The organism is Streptomyces sp. NBC_00690, from assembly GCF_036226685.1.
Lineage (GTDB): Bacteria > Actinomycetota > Actinomycetes > Streptomycetales > Streptomycetaceae > Streptomyces.
Genome location: NZ_CP109009.1, coordinates 3,831,208 through 3,851,839, shown reverse-complemented (window position 1 = coordinate 3,851,839; position 20,632 = coordinate 3,831,208). Strand labels below are relative to the sequence as shown.

At 69.3% G+C, this 20,632-nt stretch carries 14 protein-coding genes; 6 read left to right on the top strand and 8 right to left on the bottom strand.

All coding sequences use genetic code 11. The annotated features are described in order from the left end of the window. Positions 1–128 precede the first annotated feature (128 nt). Positions 129–644 (top strand): EF-hand domain-containing protein, encoded by a 516-nt coding sequence (locus tag OID54_RS16880; RefSeq protein WP_329020461.1) that lies wholly within the window; start codon positions 129–131, stop codon positions 642–644. 1,120 nt (positions 645–1,764) lie between these two features. Beyond that, the gene (locus OID54_RS16875; protein WP_329020459.1) at positions 1,765–2,223 is read left to right on the top strand and encodes an ATP-binding protein; all 459 of its coding nucleotides are present in this window, start codon (positions 1,765–1,767) and stop codon (positions 2,221–2,223) included. A gap of 130 nt (positions 2,224–2,353) precedes the next feature. Here OID54_RS16875 and OID54_RS16870 read toward each other — a convergent pair whose 3' ends face one another. Further along, positions 2,354–3,295: a GlxA family transcriptional regulator gene (locus tag OID54_RS16870; RefSeq protein ID WP_443055781.1), complete on the bottom strand. Its 942-nt coding sequence runs from the start codon at positions 3,293–3,295 to the stop codon at positions 2,354–2,356. A gap of 211 nt (positions 3,296–3,506) precedes the next feature. Here OID54_RS16870 and OID54_RS16865 point away from each other — a divergent pair, with 211 nt between their 5' ends. Beyond that, complete coding sequence (locus tag OID54_RS16865; RefSeq protein ID WP_329020455.1) at positions 3,507–4,817, top strand: MFS transporter; 1,311 nt, start codon at positions 3,507–3,509, stop codon at positions 4,815–4,817. A gap of 63 nt (positions 4,818–4,880) precedes the next feature. Here OID54_RS16865 and OID54_RS16860 read toward each other — a convergent pair whose 3' ends face one another. The 4 genes from OID54_RS16860 to OID54_RS16845 form a co-directional block, all read right to left on the bottom strand. Then, complete coding sequence (locus tag OID54_RS16860; RefSeq protein WP_329020453.1) at positions 4,881–6,224, bottom strand: cytochrome P450; 1,344 nt, start codon at positions 6,222–6,224, stop codon at positions 4,881–4,883. A 277-nt stretch (positions 6,225–6,501) separates the two neighbouring features. Further along, positions 6,502–7,863, bottom strand: coding sequence for a cytochrome P450 (locus OID54_RS16855; RefSeq protein ID WP_329027571.1), 1,362 nt, complete (start codon positions 7,861–7,863; stop codon positions 6,502–6,504). Positions 7,864–8,471: 608 nt separating this feature from the next. Next, positions 8,472–9,629 carry a flavin-containing monooxygenase gene (locus OID54_RS16850; RefSeq protein ID WP_329020450.1) on the bottom strand — a complete coding sequence of 386 codons (1,158 nt, stop codon included), beginning with the start codon at positions 9,627–9,629 and terminating at the stop codon, positions 8,472–8,474. A 252-nt stretch (positions 9,630–9,881) separates the two neighbouring features. Continuing rightward, positions 9,882–10,562 (bottom strand): pyridoxine/pyridoxamine 5'-phosphate oxidase, encoded by a 681-nt coding sequence (locus OID54_RS16845; RefSeq protein WP_329027570.1) that lies wholly within the window; start codon positions 10,560–10,562, stop codon positions 9,882–9,884. An 87-nt stretch (positions 10,563–10,649) separates the two neighbouring features. On the opposite strand from OID54_RS16845, the gene OID54_RS16840 reads away from it, so the two are divergent. After that, positions 10,650–11,234: a TetR/AcrR family transcriptional regulator gene (locus tag OID54_RS16840; protein ID WP_329020448.1), complete on the top strand. Its 585-nt coding sequence runs from the start codon at positions 10,650–10,652 to the stop codon at positions 11,232–11,234. Positions 11,235–11,318: 84 nt separating this feature from the next. After that, the gene (locus OID54_RS16835; protein WP_329020446.1) at positions 11,319–11,813 is read left to right on the top strand and encodes a nitroreductase family deazaflavin-dependent oxidoreductase; all 495 of its coding nucleotides are present in this window, start codon (positions 11,319–11,321) and stop codon (positions 11,811–11,813) included. Positions 11,814–12,108: 295 nt separating this feature from the next. Here OID54_RS16835 and OID54_RS16830 read toward each other — a convergent pair whose 3' ends face one another. Continuing rightward, positions 12,109–14,472 (bottom strand): outer membrane protein assembly factor BamB family protein, encoded by a 2,364-nt coding sequence (locus OID54_RS16830; protein ID WP_329020444.1) that lies wholly within the window; start codon positions 14,470–14,472, stop codon positions 12,109–12,111. Between the two features lie 535 nt (positions 14,473–15,007). On the opposite strand from OID54_RS16830, the gene OID54_RS16825 reads away from it, so the two are divergent. Then, positions 15,008–15,655: a TetR family transcriptional regulator gene (locus OID54_RS16825; RefSeq protein WP_329020442.1), complete on the top strand. Its 648-nt coding sequence runs from the start codon at positions 15,008–15,010 to the stop codon at positions 15,653–15,655. Between the two features lie 107 nt (positions 15,656–15,762). Here OID54_RS16825 and OID54_RS16820 read toward each other — a convergent pair whose 3' ends face one another. Next, the gene (locus tag OID54_RS16820) at positions 15,763–16,425 is read right to left on the bottom strand and encodes a L,D-transpeptidase (protein ID WP_329027568.1); all 663 of its coding nucleotides are present in this window, start codon (positions 16,423–16,425) and stop codon (positions 15,763–15,765) included. A gap of 299 nt (positions 16,426–16,724) precedes the next feature. Next, positions 16,725–20,564: a SpaA isopeptide-forming pilin-related protein gene (locus tag OID54_RS16815; protein WP_329020440.1), complete on the bottom strand. Its 3,840-nt coding sequence runs from the start codon at positions 20,562–20,564 to the stop codon at positions 16,725–16,727. Positions 20,565–20,632: the final 68 nt, after the last annotated feature.

Here is a 20,632-nt window from a genome sequence, read left to right as displayed (position 1 = left end):
GGGGAAGCGGAGGCTCTCTCCGCCTGAGTCGGTCGCTGAGCTGCGGAAAATACCAGCTCGCAGATGAGCTCAGGTTAATTTGACGGGTACCTGCACCCTTCAGGGTTTCGGGGCCGTACTCTCCCCGCATGGACAGCGCAGAGTACGAGCGCAAGATCGCGTCTCGTTTCGCCGCCTTCGATCAGGACGGCAACGGCTTTATCGACCGCGAGGACTTCAGCGGGACAGCCGCCAGGCTGCTCGCCGAGTTCTCCACGACCGCACGCTCGGACAAGGGGCAGGCCCTCTACAACGGCGCGGAGGCGTTCTGGCAGGGCATGGCGGGAATCGCCGACGTGGACGGCGACCAGCGCGTGAGTCGACAGGAGTTCATCACGGGTGCGGTGAAGCGGCTGCGGGACAATCCGAAGCGGTTCGCCGAGATCGCCCGTCCCTTCCTCCACGCCGTGGTCGCGGTCGCCGATGAGGACGGCGGCGGCGTGACACGGTCGGCGGCCGAGCGGGTGCTGACGGTACTGGGTGTGGACGCCTCCCTCGCGGGGGAGGTGGCGCGCGGGTTGGACGCCGACGACGACGGTCGGATCACCGAGGAGGAGATCCTGGCCGCCTTCGCCGGGTACTACGTGACCCCTGAGCAGCCCTGACCTCAGGTATCCCGCCCTCGGGTCGATTCCCGAGGGCTTCGGCCGCACCGGCTCAGATCTACTGGGCCGGTGCGGGGAATCGACGTGCTCCACCCCACCGCCCATCCGCCGCCCACCCACCCGACCCGTGCGCGGTCCGGTGGTTCCCGGTGCGTTCGTACGGGACGGCGATGACGACGGCCGCGTCCCCTGCCCGCTGGCCCCCATGCCCGCCCGTCGTCCCACGAGCCCGTCGTCCCCCGAGCCCGCTGGTTCGATCTCGTACCGTCCCCGGTCGTGAACCGTCCGACCGGCAGCACGTTCCCCACCCGCCCGTCGCAACGGCTTCCCTGACGAGGAAGCCGCCCGAACATGCGCCCCCCTCCTCACTCCAAGGAGTGCCGTGCGGAGCTTCTGCCGGACGGGCGTAGCCCATCTCGCCCAGGCGCCACGCCAAGGGGTTTGAGCGATTCGGGTGGTCCGGTGCACGGTCCGGAACGTCAAGCGCACGTCTTCCAGGGGCTCGTACGACGGAACTCCAGGCCCTCGCCGTCGGTCTCGACACCGTGTGCAACCACCCTCGTGCGAGCTGTCGGACCGGTCGCTCCAGCGGGGCCGAAACCGTTCCGGCGCGCCGCCTCGACAGGAGGTCCACGGCCCTGACAGGCCCGGAACCCGGCGGATCGCGGCGAGGTCCGTGCAGCCCCGGGGCCCAGCGGGGCGTCGACCGGACGGCGGGGCCCTTGCGCCAGGAGCCGGTGACCGGATGCACACGGGAAGGGTGGGGAGAGGGGTCCCATCGTTGCTGGGGTGACGCAGCGTTGATATCGGGTTGTGTCCTTCGGTCTGCCGTCACTGCCCATGGGGAGGGCTCGCCTCCGGTACGCTCCGTGAGATGCGAGTCGGAATGATTCCCCTGGCCCACAAGGTCGCGAGCGTCTGTTCGACTCCCCGCAGCGCGCGTCGCACAGCATGCGGCATGGGTAATCCTTCACGCTGGAATATGCCCGAAGCGCTTGTTGCGGTGACTGTACGTCAACCATGCTGTCTCGCAAGGGAGTCACTTTCAGTGACCTGGTCGAGGTCGATGACCCAGTCGAGGCGCGAGGCGATGTGTCCGCCGGTTCGGATGGTGTGAGCGGTGCAGGTGCTCCAGGTTCAGTTGGAGGTCGGACCCGATCCCGCGGAGGTGGGACGAGCTCGGAGATGGGCCAGGTCGCGGCTCGTAGGCTCCGGGATAGGGCCTGACGAGCCGCTGGCCGACACCTTGATCCTGTTGATTTCGGAGCTGGTCACCAACGCCGTGGTCCACACGGGTTGCCCGGCCGTTCTCCGGATGCTCTTCGGGGCGGGCGTGGCCGAGGCGGGCACCGTCCGGGTCGAGGTGGCCGACAACTGCTCCAGACCGCCCCGTCAGCGCCACGCCGACGGTGATGACACCAATGGGCGCGGACTGGAGTTGGTGGACGGCCTCGCGGATCGATGGGGCTGGAAGCCGGAAGGCTCGGGCAAGTCGATCTGGTGCGAGGTCGATCGGGGCGTACCCGATGTCGCCTACGGGCGCGTGGTCGCCCGACGGCTCGCCACCGCTCGTCGCTGAGGCCGATGCCGGGCCCGCCATCGCTGCGGTTCGTTCCCCGACCGGCTGCTGCCGAAGGGGAACGACCGCACGGCGGGCCCGTGCCGGCGCGGTTGCCGTCGAAGCGATGCCGAAGTCCGGTCCCTACGCCCTAGCAGCGGGCTCCATTGCTCCGGAAGGTCCGCCGGTAGACCGTGGGAGCCACGCCCAGCGCCCCTTGGAAGTGCTGCCGCAGCGACTGGGCCGTACCGAAACCGCACTCCTGTGCCACGAGGTCGATCGACCGGTCGGTGGCCTCCAGGAGTTGGCGCGCCCGCTCCACCCGCTGTTGGGTGAGCCACTGCCCCGGGCTCACGCCCATCTCCGCACGGAACCGTCGGGTGAAGGAACGGACGCTCATCGACTCGCACTCGGCCAGGTCCCGCAACTGGAGCGAGTCGCCGAGGTGTCGCAGCGCCCATTCCCGTGCGGCGGCGGTGCTCGCCGACTCGGCTTCGGGGACCGGGCGCAGGATGTACTGCGCCTGGCCGCCGTCGCGGTGCGGCGGTACGACGCTCTTGCGGGCCGTGTCGTTGGCGACGGCCGCCCCGTGGTCACGACGGACCAGATGGATGCAGAGGTCGATGCCGGCCGCCACACCAGCGGAGGTCAGGATGTCTCCGTCGTCTACGTAAAGCACGTCCGCGTCCACGGAGACGGCGGGGAAGAGTCGCTTGAAGCGTTCCGTCCAGGCCCAGTGGGTGGTGGCCGGTCTGCCGTCGAGCAGACCGGCTGCGGCGAGGAAGAAGCTGCCGGTGCAGATCGATGCGATGCGCGCACCCGGCCGTATGCGGGCGAAGAGCGCGGCGAGGTCGTCCGGTAGCCGTCCCTCCTCGAAGAGGCCGGGGGGCCCGTAGCTGGCCGGAACGATCACGGTGTCCGCCCTCTCCAGCTCCTCGGGGCCGTTCGGCACATGGAGTTGGAAGTCCGCCTGGGTGGAGACGAGCCCGGGCTCCGGGGCGCAGGTGATGACCTCGTAGAGCTGTTCCCCCGCGGCCGAGTACGCCCGGCCGAAGATCCGGTGCGGGGTGCTCAGTTCGAACGGGATGGTCATGGGGAGTGCGAGGACCACCACGCGGTGGAGTGAGCCGGACAAGGAGCCTCCTTCGAACGCGGTACGACCGGTCACCGGTCTTGGGCTCGGGTCGCCGATCCGCCGGCCGGCAGCGCTGGCACCCATGTCGGCGCAGGCGTTGGCCCGATCCTAGCGAAGCCTGTCCTTCGGGCCACTCGCTGGGGCTGATCGCCGAACGGATGCTGAACGGGTGACCGCACCCCCGCTCAGAACCCCCCGTTTCCATCGCGCCTGGTCCGTTGCGGCCGTCGCCTTCGTCACGATCATCGGCGCCGCCGGCTTCGCCTCGCTGCCCGGGCTGCTGATCGACCCGCTGCACGAGGAGTTCGGTTGGTCGCGCGGCACGATCGGCTTCGCCGTATCGGTCAACCTCGCGCTCTACGGGCTGACCGCGCCCTTCGCCGCTGCGCTGATGGACCGCTTCGGGATCCGTCGGGTCGTCGCCGTCGCACTCGCGGTGATCGCCCTGGGGTCGGGGCTGACCGTCGTGATGACCACCGCCTGGCAACTGGTCATGTACTGGGGGGTGCTCGTCGGTCTGGGCAGCGGCTCCATGGCGCTTGCCTTTGCCGCGACCGTCACCAACCGCTGGTTCGTCCAGCGGCGCGGACTCGTCACCGGAATACTCACCGCGGCCGGCGCTTCGGGCCAACTGGTCTTCCTACCGCTGCTGTCCTGGCTGGTGGAGCAGCACGGCTGGCGACCGGCCGCCATCACCGTCGCCCTGTCCGCGCTCGCCGTCGTCCCCCTCGTCTGGCTGCTGCTGCGGGACCACCCTGCCGACGTGGGCACCAGCGCATACGGAGCCGAGGAGTTCACCCCCAAGCCCGACCCCGTACCCGGAGCCGCCAGCAGGGCGCTGAAGGTGTTGTTCCGAGCCGCCCGTACCGGACCCTTCTGGCTGCTCGCCGGGACCTTCGCCATCTGCGGCGCCTCCACCAACGGCCTGGTGAAGACTCATTTCGTACCGGCCGCCCACGACCATGGAATGCCGATCACCGCAGCCGCCTCGCTGCTCGCCGTCATCGGGGTGTTCGACGTGGTGGGCACGATCGCCTCGGGTTGGTTCACCGACCGCTACGCCGCTCGCCGACTGCTCGCGATCTACTACGCGCTACGGGGCATCAGCCTGCTCTTCCTGCCCATGCTGCTCGCCCCCTCGGTGCAACCGCCGATGATCTTCTTCATTGTGTTCTACGGGCTGGACTGGGTGGCGACCGTACCGCCGACGATCGCTCTCTGCCGTGAGCACTACGGCGACGACAGTGCTGTCGTCTTCGGGTGGGTGCTCGCCTCGCACCAGGTCGGCGCGGCGATCGTCGCCTTCGCCGGTGGGGTCGCCCGGGACGTCTTCGGCTCCTATGACGTGGTCTGGTACGGCGCCGGTGCCCTGTGCGCGGTGGCGGCCCTGATGTCGTTGGTGATCCGACGGCCGGGGCCGCGGGGGTCCGTGTCCGGGCAGAAGGGGGCCCAACGGCCCAAGGAGGTCCGGGCCGGCTGACGGCACCGTTTCGATGCCGTCAGCCCGGGTGACGTTGTGTCAGAAATGCCGGAAGGCAGTGGCTCAGCTCTCGCCGCGGGGATGGACGGTCATCAGGACGCGGTCCGGGTTCGCCATGGCGGCCAGCATCTCGCGCGGAGTGTTGCCTTCCACCGGGCTCAGCCGCCAACGTCGCAGGATCGCCGCCAGGGTGACCGTGGCCTGTGTCCAGGCGAACGCGTCCCCGATGCACTTGCGGTTGCCGGAACCGAAGGGGACCACGGCCTCCCGCGGCAACTCGGCTCGGCGCTCGGGCAGCCATCGGTCGGGATCGAAGACATCGGGTGCGGAGTAGATCGCGGGGTCTCGATGCAGGGCGTACAGGCTGAAGGCCACTTCCGTACCGGCCGGCAGTGTGTATCCGCCGATCTCCACCGGCTCCAGCGCGCGACGCATCAGGAGGACCACGCCGTGCAGCCGTAGGGACTCGTCGAGCACCCTTTGTATCAGCGAGAGTTGGGGCACCTCCGCGAAGCCCACGGGCCCACCGTCCGTGACCCGCTCGATCTCATCTGCCGCGGCCCGGGCTATCTCGGGGTGTTGTGAAAGGTGGTGGAGGGCCCAACTGAGGACCGACGCGGTGGTCTCGCTGCCGGCGAAGAGGATGGTGACCAGTTCATCGCGCACCTCCTCGTCGGTCAGTGCATCTCCGGTGTCGGCCTCCCGGGCTTCGAGCAGTACGGACAGGAGGTCGGGCTGGCCGGCCTGCTGCCCCGAGGCCCGGGTCTGCACCACCAGACGGTCGATGACCGACCGCATATTGGCGGTCGCCCGGTCGAAGGAGCGCCACAGTGGCAGTCCGTCGAGGAGTTGGGGCGATGCCGTGCGCATCAGCATGTTCTTCATGATGACCGGCAGTTCACGGCCGACCGTAGTCACCGCCTCTCGGCCGATCTCGGCGGAGAACAAGGTTTCGGCCAAGGTCCGGATGGTCAGCGAGGTCACCTCGTGGTTCACGTCGATGCGCTGGCCCGGCGTCCAGGACTCGGCCACCGCATCGGCGTGGCTTTCCATCACCTCCACATAGCCGGCTATCTGCTGCCGGTGGAACATCGGCTGCATCAGCCGGCGGCGCCGGCGGTGGGTGTCCCCGTCCGCGGTCGCCAGGCCATTGCCCACCAGGGGCCGCACGCGCTGGAACAACCGGCCCTTCTCGAAGCTGCGCGCCTTGCTGACCGTGACTTCGTGGACGAGGGAAGGGCTGGTGGCGAAGCAGACCGGGAGGGTGCCGATGTCCACTCGGACGAATTCGCCGCTCTCCCGCAGGGACCTCACGAAGGCGAGCGGTCCGCGCATCAGTTTGATGGTGTGACCGAGGAGGGGGATCGCGCCGGGTGCACGGGGAATGGCCGACAACTCAAGCGACACCGACATGTCCTTTCAGCGGGGCATGCGCGACTCCGGACCGCGGGGTGAGTGCAGTCCGGTACGGGGACGGTGTGGGGGAACGACGGCGGCGGTGATCAACTATCGCGCATAGTATCGATGGTTCTCGGCCATTCCAATGGGGCCTCAACTCCACCCGGCCGATGTGCCGCACAGCACGAAGCCCCCGCTTCCCCGCTGCCGATGGAGGGCATCGGCGGCATCGAGGGGAGACGGGGGCTTCGCGGTGTCCCTCCGGTGCGGCGGAGGGGCGTTCGGTCTACCGCCAGAAGAGCAGCGACTTCCACCAGGGTCCGTCGGTCGTTGCGGCGGGAGCGGGGACGGGCGTGCTCGCGGTGTGGGGAGCGGTCGCGGGCAGCGGTTGTGACACCGGAACGGCCGTGCTGATCGTGCCTTCATCGCCCGTGCGCCAGGGGGTGAACTGAACCGGAAGGGCTGCCACTCGACGGGTCAACCAGGCTCCATCCGTGGTGAGTTCACCTTCCGGCACGGCCAGTTGCACTCCCTTGAGCAGGGTCAGCAACCGGTCGATGCCGGTGTCCGCGATGGCGCGGCCGATGTCGCGCCCCGGGCACTCATGGGGTCCGCTGCTGAAGGCGAGGTGGGAGCGGTTGCCGTGGACCGGTGCCGACAGGTCGGGACGGATGGCCGGATCCGTATTGCCCGGTGCCAGGCCCAGTACCAGGAGGTCGCCCTCCTTGATCTGCTGGCCTCCGATCACGGTGTCACCGGTGGCCCAGCGGCCGGGCACCATGGCTATGGGCGGGGTGTCCCACATCACTTGCTCAAGGGCATCCGGCAGGGTCATCTGGCCACCGGAGAGGCTGGCGCGGAACCGTGGGTCGGTGAGAATCAGGCGCAGGGCGTTGGCGATGAGGTTCACGGTGCCCTCGTGGGCGGCGACCAGCACCAACCGCAGATGCTCCACGATCTCTTCGTCGGTCAGCTTCGACTCATGGGCGATGAGCCGTGACGCGAGGTCTCGGCCGGGCTTCCGCTTCTTGTTCTGCACCAGTTCGCGCAGGGTCTTGGTGACCACCTCATTGCTGGCCAGGGCCGTTTCGGTGCCCCGCATCAGATCGAGGGTCGGCTCCACCAGGTCGGGGCCGTCCTCGGTCGCCTGCATGCCCAGCAGTTGGGTCATCACCAGCATCGGCAGACGTTCGGCGTAGTCATGGACGAGGTCCATCCGGCCCGTCGCGGCGAACGCCTCCACCAACTGGTCTGTATGGCGCACCACATAGCGCCGTACTCCGTGACGGTCGAACTGGTCGAGCCCGTCGATGACCGCCTGTCGCAAGCGGGTGTGCTCGGCGCCGTCGGCGAAGACACAGAGCGGCTGCCAGCCCACCATCGGCATCAGTGGCGAGTCGGCGGCGATCTTCCCCTCCTGGAACGCCGTCCAGCGGCGGGAGTCCCGGGAGAACAGCGACGGCGTGCGCATCACTTCGAGGTTCTCGCGGTGACCGAGCACCACCCACGCCGGGATGTCGCCGTGCAGCAGGACGGGGGCGACCGGGCCGTGTTCGCGGCGCAACGCCTCGTACATCTGCGCGGGGTCGGTTTCCGCCTCGGGCCCGTAGAGCCGCCGCAGCCCGGCGGGGGCCAGACCGGAGCCCATGCCGTGGGCCGGGCAGCCCGGCGGAGGCGCGGGGTCCGAACCGTCGCTGAGGTGGTGGATGGTGGTCACGGGGCCTCCGGAACGAGGGTGGATACGGAAGTGGTGGAGCGAAGATGCGAGGTGGGACGGGACGAGGGGCTACGACAGCGCTGTCACCAACTGCCCGTACCGCCTGCCCGTCGTGGGCGGCTCAAAGAGGGGCGAGTCGATGGCGCTCGGACGAGGTCCGACATCGCGACGGCAGCATAGCTGCGTATGAAATCTCGGGAACAGGCATCCCTTGACTGTTTTCACCACACAAGCCCCGGATGATACGGGTCAGTTGGAGTTGGACGGCGCCAGGGGAGGCCATCGGGTGCCGGCGCACGAGATCCAAGGTGTGGTCTCCGGGGGCTCGCGGACGTCGTCGTCCGAGTGCCTGCACCGGGGCTGAAGTGCGACGGGACGGTGCAGCCGTAGGCCGACGGGGGAGCACACTCGCGAAATCGCGCCTTGCTGAGTGCCGGGACGGCAAGTCCGATGGGGAGCCAGAGCGCCCGGGCACCGATGGGCGGCCCGGGTTCTGACGGTCTTCCGAGCGGCCCGGCCCTTCGTACCGATGTGTGCGGTTAGGAGAGCGACTTCGCTATCTTGCGTGCGTCGATGGCCATCTCCCGGAGCATCCCGCTGATCGGGTTGGTGAAGCCGGTGAAGTACAACCCCGGAGCGTGCTTGGGGGTGCGTCCGCCGCGGGTGAGGGGTCTGCCGCGGGAGTCCAACACCTTGAGGTGGCCGACCAGCCCCTCCAAGGAGCGGCGGTACCCCGTCGCCGCGATCACCGCGTCCGGCGAAATGGTGCTGCCGTCCGCCAGCAGCACCTTGTCGCCCTCGAAGGAGTCGACTGCGGCGACCGGCTCTATGGACCCCTTGCGCACCGCCTGGATGAGACCCATGTCCTGAACCGGAATGGCGCCTTCACGTGCGCGTTTGAGCAGACCCTTGCCGGGCCGGGGCAGCCCGTGTGCGCTCAGATCAGGGACGGAAAGCCGGGACAGGACGCGTGCTGCCGGGTCCACGAGGAAGGCCGGCAGTCTGCGTACCAGTACTCCGGTGCGCTGGGTCGGCCAACCCAGGGTGGAGCGGCGGACGATGTGCGGGGGAGTGCGGACCGCGAGCCGCACTCGGGTCGCACCCCCGGCGACGAGGTCCACCGCTATCTCCGCACCCGTGTTGCCGACCCCGACGACCAGCACGTCCTTGCCCTCGAAGGGTCCGGGTGCACGGTAGTCGCCGGCGTGTAGCAGTTCACCGGTGTACGTCTCCTGGCCCTCCCACTCGGGCAGCGCCTGGGTGTGGTTGTAGCCGGTGGCTATGACCACGGCCCGCCCGGTCAGCCGCCGACCGCCCGTGGCGTGCAACAGCCAGTCAGAGCCGGCGGGCTCGATGTGGGAGACCTCGACGCCCGTCACGATCTCCAGTTCGTGGAACTCGGCGTACTTCTCCAGATAGCGCACCATGTCGTCGCGGGACACCCACCGTCCGAACGACCGGGGCATGGCGAGTCCGGGCAGGCCGGAGAGCCTTCGGGTGGTGTGCAGATGCAGCCGGTCGTAGTGGCGGCGCCAGGACGCGCCGACGGCGTCGGACTTCTCCAACACCACGGCCCGCACACCGCGTTCCCTCAGAGAAGCTGCGACGGCGAGCCCACCCGGGCCACCGCCGACGATGTAGACGGGGCGTTCGTCCGTGAGGTCGATGACCTTGCGCTTGCCCTTTTCATCGGCCATGAGTCGTGAGCGTAATCGCCACCTCACGTGCTGGGTCTCAGTCAAGATGGAAATCGGTTGCGAATTGATCACGCCGGTAAGTCTTCTGTGCGTTCTGCACCCGACTTTCCTACGTTTCCTGTTCACCTGTGCATGTCTGTTGTGCGGTTCGGTACATCCTCGGGAGATCCTGCCCCGGTGCACAGGGGATGCGGAACCGCCCCCACCCGACAGGACAGGGCGAGGGCGGTCGGGATCGGGTACGGGCCGCCGTCAGGGCCAGAGCAGTTCCCGCCGCCAGCCCCTCTCGGGTCCGCCCCGGTAGCGCAGCCGGACATGGCGCCGCTCCGCGTCGCCTTGGAAGAACTCCACCTCGTGCGGCTCCAGTACATAGCGCGTCCAACTGGATACTGGTGCGTCCGGTTCGGTACGTGCCCGGTCCCATGCGGCCCGTGAGGCCCGGTTCAACTCCGCGAGCGAATCGAGGACCTTGCTCTGTCGGCCGGTGAGGGCGGCGGCCAGGGCTCCGGTGGAGCGGGCGTGGAGATCCGCCAGGCTCTGCTGCGCGTCGCTCGCTGCGACCGTGCCGCGCACCCGGACCTGGCGCCCCTGTACGGCCCAGTAGAACCCGAGCGCGGCCTCGGGCACGGCGGCCAACTGACGCCCCTTCGCGCTGGTGGAGTGCGTGGCGAAGTGCCACCCGGCCGCGTCCGCGTCGTGCATCACCACGATGCGGACGTCCGGTCGCCCCTCTCCGTCGACCGTGGCGAGGCTCATGGTGTGCGGTTCCGGCTGTCGGGCCGCGCACGCCTCGGCGAACCAACGCTGGAACAGGGGCAGGGGGGCGTCGGGCGCATCGGCGGGATCGAAGGCCGGCAGTGTGGTGTCCCAGATCAACTGGGAGCGGAGGAGGTCGTGGAAGCCGGCGCCCGGGTCCTGGAGGTCCTTGTCCATGTCCATGGGATCAGTGAACACCACTGTGCCTATAGTGGTTAACCGGTCGTGCCGGAGCCCCGGCACGGCGGCGAAAGGGATCGATGCATGCGGCAGAACCTGGCCCGGCGCGCCGCTCTGGTCGACGGGGCCATCGAGGTCCTCGCCCGTGACGGCGCCCGAGGGCTCACCTTCCGGGCGGTCGACATCGAGGCCGACGTGCCCAAGGGCACCGCGTCCAACTACTTCGCCAACCGCGATGACCTCCTCAACCAGGTCGGCGACCGGATCTACGAGCGGATGCGGCCCGACGACGAGGCCCTCGCGCGGATGACGGACGGGCCCGCCACCCGTGAGCGCACCGCCGAGCTGGTGCGGGAGGTGGTGGAGCGGGTCACATCGTTCCGCACCGGCTACCTCGCCCTGTTGGAACTCCGGCTGGAGGCCACCCGGCGACCGCATTTGCGGGCCGTGCTGACGGAACGGGTGAGTGCCGATGTGCGGGCGAACGTCGATGGACATCTGTCATCGGGGCTGCCCGGCGATGCCGACGCCGTCCGGATGATCTATCTGGCAGCCAACTGGCTGGTGGTGGAACGGCTCACCCTGCCCGACGTCTTCCCACCGGAGCAGGCCGCCGATCTGATCACCTCGCTGGTGGAGCGGTTGATCCCACCGGATGCCGAGGGGTGATCACCACGGGGCGATGCCCCTCGCCGCAGCGACAGCACCGCGGACGGTCGGGCCGGACGGCGGAGGCGCGATGACGGAGGCACGATGACCGCGGCCGACGGTGTACGCAGGGGTGCCGGTGTGCGCTGGGTGCAGAGGGTGTCGTCCACCCCGCTCTTCGCCAAGATCGCTCCCAAGGCCCTGCCTGCGGTGGACCGCGCGATCCACCGGCTGACCCGCGGCCGGGTGCTGCCGAGCGCCTGGCTGCTGCCGGGAGTCGTCCTCACCGTGCCCGGGGCGCGTACGGGATCGCCCAGGAGCGTCCCGCTGGCCTGTATGCCGGAGGAATCGGGTTCCTGGATTCTCATCGGCTCCAACTTCGGTCGTACGGACCATCCCGCCTGGACCGTGAACCTCCTCCACCACCCGCAGGCGGTGGTGAACTGGTGTGGCGAGGACATTGCCGTGCGAGCCCGGCTGCTCGAAGGGGAGGAGCGCGAGGACGTCTGGGCGCGGGTGCTGGCCTTCTGGCCGCCGTACGCCACCTACCAGGCGCGGGTCTCCCGTACGATCCGCGTCTTTCGGCTGACCCGCTGCTGAGCTGCTGGCGATCCCCTGGCGATCTACGGCTGACCGCATGCCGGTCGAGGTGCCCCGCCGCGGATCGAGTTCGCGGACGTGCCCGGCATGACCGATGTGACCTGCCGGAATGCGGGCGGGCTTGGACGGCCGTCGTACCGGTAGCGGAAGGGGCTTCCGTACGGCGACCGCCGCTTTCGACGCTACGCCCGCGCTTTGCGGATCGCCACGGGAACCACCGGCCGGCCGGCACCACCCCATCACCAGCGGCCAGTCCCGGGGCACCCTCGTGCTCTGCTCAACCGGGTCGGAGGGCTTAGCGTCCACCCCGCCCGGTCGCCGTGCCCTTCACCGCGTCCAGTGCGTACACACAGCGGTCCTTGCTGCACGCGTACACCACACCGCCGCGGGCGACCGGTGAGCCGGTGATCTCGCCGCCCGTCGCCAACTTCCAGCGCAACTGCCCACCGCTCGCGTCCAGGGTGTACAGCACATGGTCCGCCGAGCCGAAGTGGACCCGCCCGTCCGCGACCACGGGAGAGCCGATGACCTCCCCGCCCGCGGCGAAGCGCCACATCGGGGTGCCGGTCACCGCGTCCAGCGTGTAGAGCGCGCTCCCGCTGCCGACATGGACGTTCCCACCGGTGACCAGCACGGGTTCGATCGACTGGCGCGGTTCGGTGGCGATGCGCCAACGGTCCTTGCCCGTCGCCGAGTCCAGTGCGTAGACCGTGCCGAGGTAGTCGGCGAGGTACACCCCGCCGCCCGTGACCGCGGCGCCCGGTGCGAAGGCGGGCGGACAGAGGAAGACCGCGGGTGCCTCGAAGTGCCAACGCACCCGACCGTCCGCGATGCCGATCGCCAGCGCCCTGGTGCCGGCCGAGACGTACACCTGCCCGTCGGGAGCCGGCTGGATCCGCACGGGTACGTTCCCGCAGGACGCCGAGTCCCCGATGGGGTACGACCAGCGCTCGATCCCCGTACGAGCCTCCAGGGCGCGCAGCCGGGCGTCCTGCCACACATAGACGGTGTCATCGAATATGGCCGGCCCGGCTTCAACGGTCTCGAACTCCGTCTGGGCTCCTGTCAGCTCCCACAGCTTCTCGCCGTTGGACGCCTCCCACGCCTGTACGCCGCCACCCCGGGTGCCGGTAAGCACCGTGCCCCGGTCCGCCTTGATCGAGTACACCCAGGCTTCGGTCTGGTGGCGCCAGCGCTCCTGGCCGTTCGCCGCGTCGAGGGCGTAGAGGGTCGGTCCGTCGGACGCATGGATCCTGCCGCCGTCGACTGTCATCGACCAGGCCACGTCACGGGTCTTGAACTGTCGGCGTCCCGTGCCCACATCGAGCGCGTGCACCTCGAACGAGGTGACGTACAGCAGATTGCCGTCCACCACCGGTGTGCCCCAGACGTCGTTGGACATCCGGAACCGCCAGGGGCGCCAGGCCGAAGGGCCGTCGGGCGGTGGTACGGGCGGGGCCGATTGCGAGGGCACCGGGCCGGTGCCGGGCATCGGCACGACAGCCGAGCCGTTGACACCTGCCGGGGGTCGGATCCAACCGGTCGCCGCCAGCAGATCGGGTGCCGGGCCGCGGCTGGTGTCCGCGACGCGCAGCCCCGGGCCGATGGGCGCCTTGGCCCCGGGCAACCGCACCGGTCCTGCGGCCCCGGTCCGAGGGTCGTCGACCCGGGAGCGCGGGGCGGCCCAGTCGTTGTGGGCGGGCTGCCGCGGCGGTGGACCGGGAGGCATCGGGGGCGGCTGCGGCGGGCGGGGCGCGGGTGGAATGCGCCCGCCTCCCCGGCGGCGCTCGATCATCGCCGTTGCGAGGTCTGGCAGCCAGGCGGAGGCAGTACCGCTGTCGTCGCTGCCGGAGAAGAGGTGCGGCGCCAACTGGGCCTGGAGGTCTTCGGGCGACGGCCGCCGCGTTGCCTCGCGCTGCATGCAGGATTCGATGAGCGGTCGAAGTTCATCGGGGAGACCGGCCAGGTCGGGGCCTTCGCGCAGCAGCATGAAGACGGTCTCGACCGGGTTCGCACCGTGGAAGGGGGCATGGCCCGTGGCCGCGAAGACCAGGGTCGAGCCCAGCGAGAACACATCGCTCGCACCCGTCACGCTGCGTGAGTCCCGGGCCTGCTCGGGGGACATGTACGCGGGCGTGCCGACCGCCACATTGGTCATCGTCAACCGGGTGTTGGAGACGCCGGAAGCGATGCCGAAGTCGATGACCCGCGGCCCGTCCTCGACCACGAGCACGTTCGACGGCTTGAGGTCGCGGTGCACCAGGCCCGCGCCGTGGATGGACTGGAGGGCCTCCGCGATGCCTGCGGCGAGCCAGCGCACGGCCTGCGCGGGCAGGGGGCCGCACTCGTTCACTATCTCCTCAAGGGAGGGCGCGGGTACGTATGCGGTGGCCAGCCAGGGAACCGCGGCCCGGGGGTCGGCGTCCACCACGGCCGCGGTGTAGAAGCCGCTGACGGCCCTGGCCGCCTCGACCTCGCGGGTGAAGCGGATTCGGAACAGCTGGTCCTCTGCGAGCTCGGTACGCACGGTCTTGATCGCCACTCGACGACCTGATGCCGAGCGGGCCAGGTACACCAGGCCCATGCCGCCGGCACCGAGCCGGCCCAGTACCTCGAACGGACCGATCCGTCTCGGATCGTGCTGCGTCAGCTGCTCCATTACCTGCCTGCCACCTCCCCGTACGGCCCCAGATCGAGCCGGGCCCGTCCATTACAGCGCCGTCCCGCGTCTCCGCTACTGAGACTCTCACCACTGAGACGCTCAGCGGCGGTGCCCAGCCTGATTCTTCCTGCCGAAAGCGTTGGTTGCGAACCCGGGGGCGGATCGGGGTGTCTCATCCGGATTCGGGCACGGAGGCCCGCTCCGGCCCGGTACGGTCCGCTCCCACGGCCTTTCGGCGGGCCGCGAAACGGCACGCACCACACCGACTTGGGCGACGTCGGGGGAGCGAACCGGGGACGACCCGGCCGCACGCTCGATCGGCTGTCGGGACCGGGCGCCCGGTGGGTCTCGCCCTTCCGTGCGGAAGGCGCGTGGCACTCGTCACACTCAACGTTCTGGGGCAATCCCGGGCACCCGCCGTCGGATAAATCGAACATGTGCTCACTAGTCCGCCGTCCGGTGTTCACAGGGGCACCACCCCATTTGCAGTCGGCCGAATCGCGCCCCGATCACCCCTCGGTAAGCTGACGGCATGACAGGACAAGTACGCACAGTCGACGGCCGTGTGGCCGGACGACGCGGCCAGGCGACGCGGCAGAAGCTGCTCGACTGCCTCAGCGAGATGCTCAGCTCCTCGCCGTACCGGGACGTCAAAGTCATCGACGTGGCCCGGAAAGCGGGCACTTCCCCCGCGACCTTCTACCAGTATTTCCCCGATGTCGAGGGCGCCGTCCTGGAGATCGCGGAAGAGACGGCGAAGGAGGGCACCGGGCTCACCGAACTGGTCGCCGGACGCTCCTGGGCCGGTAAGGCTGCCTGGCAGACGTCCGAGGATCTCGTCGAGGGCTTCCTCGACTTCTGGCGCCGCAATGACGCGATCCTGCGGGTCGTCGATCTGGGTGCAGCCGAGGGCGACAAGCGGTTCAACAAACTCCGGTTGAAGGTCCTGAACTCCGTCACCGGCTCCCTCACGGAAGCGGTGAAGGAGCTCCAGGCCAAGGGCCGGGTGGACAAGGACGTCAGCCCGGCGGCGGTGGCGGGTTCGCTCGTCGCGATGCTGTCTGCGGTGGCCTCGCACCAGAAGGGCTTCAGCACCTGGGGCGTCAAGCAGGCCGAGCTCAAGCCCAACCTCGCACTGCTGGTGCACCTCGGCATCACGGGTCGCAAGCCGACCAGGTAGGGGCCCGCCCCCGCGGGCCCCACCCAACAACAGTTCCACCGCACGTCTCCCCGGGTCGCTCTGACCCGCCGCTCAGACCCTTCTCCTCCTGAGCGCGAAGTGACCGTTCAGCCGTCCGTACCCGGCTTGGTCCCCCAGACATAGAGCTGGTCGTCGACGTCCAGCAGGTCCCACAGCTTCTCCGCGTCCGACAGGCGCAGATTCACGCATCCCGCAGAGCCCCCGCCGTCGTACAGATCGCCCGGACGGCCGTGCAGGGCCTGGCCCTCGTCGAAGAACTGGGCGTAGGGCATGGGGGCGTTGTCATAGATCGTCGACACATGGTCCTTGCTGCGCCAGTAGATGGTGTGCCAGCCGGGACGGGTCTCCTCGTCGTCGCGTCCGGTACGGATGGGGACGGGCGGGAAGACCACATCGGCGTTGCGCTGGACCCACAACAGTTGCCGATCGAGGTCGACACAGGTCACCCGGTGGTCGCGGACGGGACAGTCCCCCTTGGCGTTGGGGAACTCCCGGGCTTCGACGACGACCGTCATGCGGTAGGTCGCCAGTCCGGCGTAGCCGTCGGCCGGTTCGACGGCGTGCGTGATCTGGAAGGTGCGGACCGCTTCGCAGTCGGCCACCGACTGCACCCCGTCCACGGGCCGTTGCAGATGCTCTTCCAGGGGCCGCTGGTAGGGCCCGGTGCCGCTGGTGCAGGGCGTACCGTCCCGGCTGTTCGCCAGCGCGGCGGATTGCGGCACGGCCAGGGCGATGGCGAGCGCCGCCATCGCGGTCAAGGGTGCGGCGGTTGTGGACCGGCCGCCGGGTATCCGCCGTGGACGGTGTCGATCAGTGTGGTGCATGCCGTGCTCCGTCCTCGTACGCAGACGCGTACGACGTTGTCGCCCCCGGTGCTTGAACCCCCTGGTGCCACCCGGCCGGTCGGATTCGACGGTGACAGGGTCCCCAAGCCCACAGTTATCAGCGGATGGCGCCGGGCGCCGCAGGCCGCGGGCCAAACCGGTGAGGGCGCGTACCGGACCATCAGGTCCGGTACGCGCCCTCTCAGGAGTCGCAGGGGGTCAGATCAGCCCTGGTGGGGCTTGTCCTCGTCTCCCTTGCCCTTGCCGTGCTCACCACGCTTGTTGGTGATGGTCACGTCCACTCCCTCATCGACGTTCTCCGCGGTGAGGATGTACGGGCCGAAGACCGGGTTGCGCGGGAGCTCATAGCCCTCGGGCACGTCCGTCTCCAGCAGGTAGTACGTCCCCGTCGGCAGATCGTCGAAGACACAGGTGCCGGTGTCGTCGGTGGAGCAGGCGGCACCGGTCAGGGTGTCGGCCGGAATGCCGAGGGACCCTCTGATCTGGAGACCGGGCACGCCGTTGCTCTCGCGCCACAGCTGGAAGACCGCCCCGGCCAGGTCACGGCCGGTCTTGTGGTCGATCTTGTGGAGCGTGATCGTGCCGGTGTCCGTCGGGCTCGCGGTGTTCTGCGCGGTGACGGTGACTCCGTCTGCGGCGTTCTCATTGGTGAGGACGAGGGGTCCGAAGACGGGGTTGGCGGGGAGGTCGTAGCCGTCGGGGGCTGCGGTCTCCTGCCAGTAGTACGTACCGATCTCGACCGTGCGGGTGCAGTCGCCGTCGGCGCCGGTGGTGCAGGGGGTGCCCACCGTCGTGTCCGGGTTGATGCCGATGGTCTGGAGACCGGGAATGCCGTTGGTCTCCTCCCACAGTTGGAAGACGGCTCCGGCGAGCGGGTCACCGGTTTCGGCGTCTTCCTTGATGACGGTCACATCGCCGGTGACGGCCGCAGTTGCGGTGTTCTCGGCGGTGACGGTGACTCCGTCTGCGGCGTTCTCATTGGTGAGGACCAGCGGTCCGAAGACGGGGTTGGCCGGCAGGTCGTAGCCGGGCGGTGCCGCCGTCTCCTGCCAGTAGTACGTACCGGTTTCCACGGTCTGGCTGCATTCACCGTTGGCGCCCGTGGTGCAGGGGGAGCCAATGGTGGTGTCCGGGTTGGGCCCGGTGGTCTGGAGACCAGCTACACCGTTGGTCTCCTCCCAGAGCTGGAAGACGGCTCCGGCGAGCGGGTCACCGGTTTCAGCGTCTTCCTTGACGACCGTCACATCGCCCGTGACCGGGGCCGTCGCCGTGTTCTCCGCGGTGACGGTGACTCCGTCTGCGGCGTTCTCCGCAGTGAGGACGAGCGGTCCGAAGACGGGGCTGGCCGGCAGGTCATAGCCGGGCGGTGCCGCCGTTTCCTGCCAGTAGTAGGTGCCGATCTCGACCGTGCGGGTGCACTCGCCGTCGGCGCCGGTGACACAGGGGGTGCCCACCGTCGTGTCGGGGTCGGCTCCGGTGGTCTGGAGTCCGGGTACGCCGTTGGTCTCTTCCCAGAGCTGGAAGGTCGCTCCGGCCAGGGGGTCGCCCGTGCCCGAGTCTTCCTTGATGACGGTCACATCGCCGGTGACCACGACGGTTGCGGTGTTCTCGGCGGTGACGGTGACTCCGTCGGCTGCGTTCTCATTGGTGAGGACGAGCGGTCCGAAGACGGGGTTGGCGGGGAGGTCGTAGCCGTCGGGGGCTGCGGTCTCCTGCCAGTAGTACGTACCGGTTTCCACGGTCTGGCTGCATTCGCCATCAGCACCGGTGGTGCAGGGGGTGCCCACCGTCGTGTCCGGGTTGGGGCCCGTGGTCTGGAGACCGGGTACGCCGTTGGTCTCTTCCCAGAGCTGGAAGGTCGCTCCGGCGAGTGGGTCGCCCGTCTGGGCGTCTTCCTTGATGACCGTCACATCGCCCGTGACCGGGGCCGTCGCCGTGTTCTCCGCGAACACCGTGACACCGTCCGCGGCATTCGCGGCCGTGAGGACGAGCGGTCCGAAGACGGGGTTGGCCGGCAGGTCGTAGCCGGGCGGTGCCGCGGTCTCCTGCCAGTAGTACGTACCGGTTTCCACGGTCCGGGTGCAGTCGCCGTCGGCGCCGGTGACACAGGGAGTGCCGACGGTGGTGTCGGGGTCGGCTCCGGTGGTCTGGAGGCCGGGAATGCCGTTGGTCTCTTCCCAGAGCTGGAAGGTCGCCCCAGCGAGCGGGTCGCCCGTGCCCGAATCCGACTTGATGACCGTCACATCACCCGTGACCGGGACGGTCGCGGTGTTCTCGGCGGCCACGCTCACGCCGGTCGCCGCGTTCTCCGCGGTCAGTTCCAGCGGTCCGAAGACGGGGTTGGCGGGGAGGTCGTAGCCGGGCGGTGCCGCGGTCTCCTGCCAGTAGTACGTACCGAGCCCGACCGTATCGGCGCACTCACCGATCAGGCCCGTGGTGCACGGGTCACCGATCGTGGTGTCGGGGTCGGCTCCGGTGGTCTGGAGGCCGGGGATCCCGTTGGTCTCCTGCCACAGCTGGAAGACGGCACCCGAGAGCGGTTCTCCGTTCGCCGAGTCCGTCTTCTCGACCGACACCTCACCCGTCACCGGGGTCGTCGTGTTGTCGGCGTTGACACTCACACCGGCCGGCAGGTCGTCGGCCTCCAGCAGCACGGGGAAGACCGGGTTGGCCGGGAGGTCGTACCCAGGCGGTGGTGCCGTCTCCTGCCAGTAGTAGAGGCCCAGGTTGACCGTGCGGGAGCAGGTGCCGTCAGCGCCGGTGACGCAGGGGGTGCCGACAGTGCTGTCCGGGTTGGGCCCGGTGGTCTGGAGCCCGGCGGTGCCGTTGGTCTCCTCCCACAGTTGGAAGGTCGCTCCGGCGAGCGGTGCCTGGGTCTCGGAGTCCCTCTTGACGACCTGTACGGGGGCCATCGGGATCACGGAGCAGTCCGGCAGGTCACCGTTGAAGGGGTACGCGTGGAACTCCTGGCCGCCGCCGGCGCCCACCACACTGGTGTGGGTGACATTGCCGGTGGTGAAGAAGCGGCCGTTCACTCCGGGGAGCGTGACGGTGGCCGTCGACGCCTGGTTGCCGATGAGCACACTGCCCTGGAACTGTCCGGTGCCGCGCAGGCCCACGGTGGTCGCGTCGGGGAAGTTCCACAACAGCCGGTCCCGCAGCTGGTTCAGCGGGTCGGTGTCGAAGGGGCTGCCGCTGTAGGTGTTGATGATCCGGTTGGCGCCCGTGAGGTTGACCAGGACGGTGGCGTTCGCCGGGATATTGGCGAACACGATGCCCTGCTGGCCGCCGCCAGCGGTGGTCAGGTTGAAGTCGACGTTGAAGACCTGGAGGGCTGAGGTCCCGTCGCCCGTGAACAAGGTCTCGCCGCCGTTGTTGACGGCGGTTCCGGTGGCCGGGCGGGGCCCGGTCTCATTGCGGGCGTAGCACTGGCTCGATGTCGTCAGCTCATCGCGCAGCGCGGTGTACGGAGCTGCCGCGTTCGGGTCCTGGATGACGGTGCCCGTGATGGTGCCGGTGGCCGTACCCGCGTGGCGTACGACTCCACCGTCGGCGAGCAGCGATTCCCCGGGCGCGACGGTGACATTGCCACCGGTGGTGAGGAAGTCCGAACCGGCAGGAGGCGGCACGCGTGAGCCCACCCCGACGATGCCGATGTTGTAGATGGAGCTGGCTCCGGCCACCTTGTCCTGGTCGAAGTTCCCGAGGACGACGACCTTGCCCTCGGCTTCGGCCGCGCGTTCGCGGACCAGGAAGTTACCGCCGGCGAAGATGTTGATGTTGGCATCGCGGCCCATGATGGGCCCGTTGCTGATCGGGGGGAACGGATCGGGGCAGTCGCCCGGGATACAGGGACCGAGCCCACCCGGCAGGGGTGCGGCGGCCTTGGCCTGGACGGTTGTGGCTCGTTCTTTGCTGACCGGTACGGCACCGGCCAGCATGGTTGGCCCCAGAGCCAGCGCGGGCGCGGTGACGGCGAGGACCACACAGGCCAGGCCTGAGGTCCACGACCGTTGTCGCAGTCGCGCGAGGGTTGCTCTCATACGTCGACTTCTCCTGTGGGTCGCCTTGTCCGGCAATTCCCTGACAGGCTGAACAGCTGACCCAATGG